At 74.3% G+C, this 3,086-nt stretch carries 5 protein-coding genes; 3 read left to right on the forward strand and 2 right to left on the reverse strand.

The features are described from left to right. Positions 1-382: septation protein SepH (gene sepH, locus HMPREF3159_RS15305; RefSeq protein WP_141748266.1), on the reverse strand; the 382-nt coding region annotated here is incomplete at its 3' end. Between the two features lie 295 nt (positions 383-677). Here sepH and HMPREF3159_RS15310 point away from each other — a divergent pair. Further along, positions 678-980, forward strand: a complete 303-nt coding sequence (locus HMPREF3159_RS15310) for a DUF4193 domain-containing protein (RefSeq protein WP_010550618.1) — start codon at positions 678-680, stop codon at positions 978-980. Between the two features lie 137 nt (positions 981-1,117). On the opposite strand, the gene HMPREF3159_RS15315 is transcribed toward HMPREF3159_RS15310, so the two are convergent. After that, positions 1,118-1,666: a DUF3093 domain-containing protein gene (locus tag HMPREF3159_RS15315; protein ID WP_246821653.1), complete on the reverse strand. Its 549-nt coding sequence runs from the start codon at positions 1,664-1,666 to the stop codon at positions 1,118-1,120. Positions 1,667-1,740: 74 nt separating this feature from the next. Between HMPREF3159_RS15315 and dut the strand changes: the two genes are divergently transcribed. Together dut and HMPREF3159_RS15325 are read left to right on the forward strand one after the other, a co-directional pair. After that, positions 1,741-2,220 (forward strand): dUTP diphosphatase, encoded by a 480-nt coding sequence (gene dut / locus HMPREF3159_RS15320; protein ID WP_070502069.1) that lies wholly within the window; start codon positions 1,741-1,743, stop codon positions 2,218-2,220. 2 nt (positions 2,221-2,222) lie between these two features. After that, the gene (locus HMPREF3159_RS15325) at positions 2,223-3,002 is read left to right on the forward strand and encodes a DUF3710 domain-containing protein (protein WP_070502071.1); all 780 of its coding nucleotides are present in this window, start codon (positions 2,223-2,225) and stop codon (positions 3,000-3,002) included. Positions 3,003-3,086: the final 84 nt, after the last annotated feature.

Genomic DNA, 3,086 nt, shown 5'->3' on the forward strand with positions numbered 1-3,086 from the left:
CCTCGCGGGCGGCGAGCCGCTCGGCGACGACCTCCTGGAGGGCGGGGCCGCCGCGGCCGACGGGGAAGGTGCGCGCCCGCTGGGCGGTCCACTCGCGCTCGGCGAGCACCGGCCCCTCGTAGCGGCGGACGTGCTCGAGGGGGATCTCGGAGGTCTCCGAGATCTCCTCCGCGCTGCGGCCGGCGCGGAGCATCGCCTGGATCTCCTTGGGGCGCAGCGGGGTCGCGTCGGCCGCCTGGATCATGTTCAGCGCGGGACGGTCGGAGCGCACCGCGGCGCGCAGCGCGCGGTCGATCCGCAGGGTGTACCGATCGCCGTCGGAGTCGACCAGGAGCAGATGCTCCCCGTCGTCGTGGATCCCGTCGAGATCGAGCTCGCGCATCGTCGTCCTCTCCGTCCGAGCCTGGTCTCGGAGCCTGGTCGCTCGCAGGCACAGTCTAGGCCGTGACCCTACAGTGCGACGCCTGGGTGCGCGCCGGACGCGCCCGGGCCGTCGGCACCGGATGCCGACGGGGCGGGGACGTCGTGTTGCCGCTCACGGGTGCCTCTGCAATAATGCCGCCGCATTCAGCGTTGGGACCCGGACCGGTCGGATGCGGTCCCTAGTGGCCGCACCGGCGCGGACATGCCCACACCCAGGTCGTACGACCCCGCAGACAACCAGGAACGGACCGTAGATGGCCACTGATTACGACGCCCCGCGCAAGAACGACGACGAGTCGAACGACGACTCCATCGAGGAGCTGAAGGGCCGACGGAACGAGGCGGCGACCCCCACGGTCGACGAGGACGAGGCCGAGGCGGCCGACTCCTACGAGCTCCCGGGCGCCGACCTCTCCGGCGAGGAGCTCTCCGTGCGCGTGCTGCCCCGCCAGGCGGACGAGTTCACGTGCGCCAGCTGCTTCCTCGTGAAGCACCGCAGCCAGATCGACCACGTCGAGGGCACGCTCATCATCTGCAAGGAGTGCGCGGCGGCCTGACGTGCGCACGAGCGCGGGTCAGCAGAGGGGGAGCACCCCGACAGCAGGAACGGCACCTCCCCAAGGGGAGGTGCCGTTCGTCGTCCGCTGGACCGGACAGGGAGCGAGGCCGTAGAGACCCCGGGACCGCGGAGCGGTCAGGCCGCGCGCCGTGCCTGCTGCTGGGCGGTGCGCAGAGCGAGGGCGAGGTCCTCGGGGCGACGGGTCGAGGCGACCCACGCGGTGGTCGGGTCCTCCGGATCCAGCACCTCGACGCGGATCCCGCTGCGGGTCCAGCCGCGCACCTCGTGGTGGGCAAGCGGCTCGAAGTCCTGGCCGATCGTGAGCGCCCAGTCCTCGCCGCGCAGCACCTGCGGCTCGCCCAGCTCCGTCACGTCGATCCGGGCGCGGCCCAGGCGGAACCGGCCGTCCGAGACCTCCAGCACGGGGGAGTAGGAGATCAGCAGCACGATCGCGATCACGATGGAGACCGCCGACAGCGCGATCGCCGCGCCGAGGTGCAGGGGCACGATGACGAGCCCGAGCGCCGCACCGATCGCGACGCCGATCACCCAGGCGCCGACCCCGGGCAGGAGATGCTCGCGGTGGAGAGGCGTCCCGGCGTCCCGCCCGGGGACGGGGGCCGCACCGGCGGCGGACCGCTCGGACGGGGACTCGGCGGCGGGGGGAACGGCGGAGGCGGACATGCCCACCATGGTCTCACGCACTCCCTGGACCCCCGGTGCGCGGAGGACGCCGCCGGAGCGCCTACCCTGGCGTCATGTCTGCCGACCCCGACACCAGCGCGCCGCTGCGGATCCGCCGCACCGGCGCGACCCCGCTCCCGCACCGCGCCCATGCCGACGACGCCGGCCTCGACCTCGCCAGTGCCGAGGAGCTCGTGATCCCCGCGGGCGGCCGCGCCCTGGTCGACACCGGCCTCGCCGTCGCCCTCCCGCCCGGCACCGCGGGACTCGTCTGCCCCCGCTCGGGCCTCGCCGCGAAGCACGGCGTCACGGTCCTCAACGGCCCCGGTATCGTGGACGCCGGCTATCGCGGACCGCTCAAGGTCGCGCTGCACAACACCGATCCGACGGAGGACTTCCCCCTCCACGTCGGCGACCGGATCGCCCAGCTCGTGGTGGTGCCGTTCCTGGCCCCCGTGCTGCAGGAGGTCGACGACCTCGAGCAGACGGACCGGTCCACCGCCGGGTTCGGCTCCAGCGGCGGCTTCGGCGGCGCACACCACCAGGAGGGATGACCATGGGACTGTTCTCCCGCAGGAAGCGGCAGGAGCCGGAGGAGATCGAGGGGCTGGACGCCCTCGACCTCGACTCGCCCGAGCCGGACGACGCCCCGGAGGACGAGGGCGCGGCTGACGACGCCCTGCCCGAGGACGCGCCCGAGGCCGAGGAGGAGGCCCCCGCACGCGGGGACCACCTCGAGGACGGGCCCTACGACGAGGCCGACGCGCCCGACGAGGACCGCATCGACCTCGGCGGCCTGCTCGTCCCTGCCGTCGACGGCATGGAGCTGCGGATGGAGGTCGACCAGCGCACGAACGCCGTGACCGGCGCGAACCTCGTCATCGAGGGCTCCTCGCTGCAGGTCCAGGCCTTCGCGGCCCCCAAGTCACGCGGGATCTGGGAGGAGGTGAGGGGCAAGCTGCGCGAGTCCGTGGTCAAGCAGGGAGGCACCGCCGAGACCCGCCCGGGAGCCTTCGGGACCGAGCTGATCGCGCGCATGCCCGTCAAGCGGGCCGACGGCCGCACCGCCTACCGTCCCGCGCGCTTCATGGGCGTCGACGGGCGGCGCTGGCTGCTGCGCGCGGTCCTCTCCGGCAAGGCGCTGGCCGACCCCGAGCAGGCGCGCCGCTTCGAGACGCTCGTCTCCCGCCTGGTCGTCGTGCGCGGCGCGGAGGCGATGGCGCCGCAGGAGCTCATCCCCCTGCACCTGCCCGGCGAGCGTCCGGGGCTCAACCAGATCCGCTCCGGCCCGCTGGACCCGCTCGCCCGCGGTCCGGAGATCACCGAGATCGGATGAGCACCCACCGCGCCGGCGGCCGGCCCCGACGGGACCCGGCCGACTCGCCCTCCGCCCCCGCGCCTGCCGCCGGACCCACGCCGC

It is taken from the genome of Brachybacterium sp. HMSC06H03, assembly GCF_001807385.1.
Taxonomy (GTDB): Bacteria; Actinomycetota; Actinomycetes; order Actinomycetales; family Dermabacteraceae; genus Brachybacterium; species Brachybacterium conglomeratum.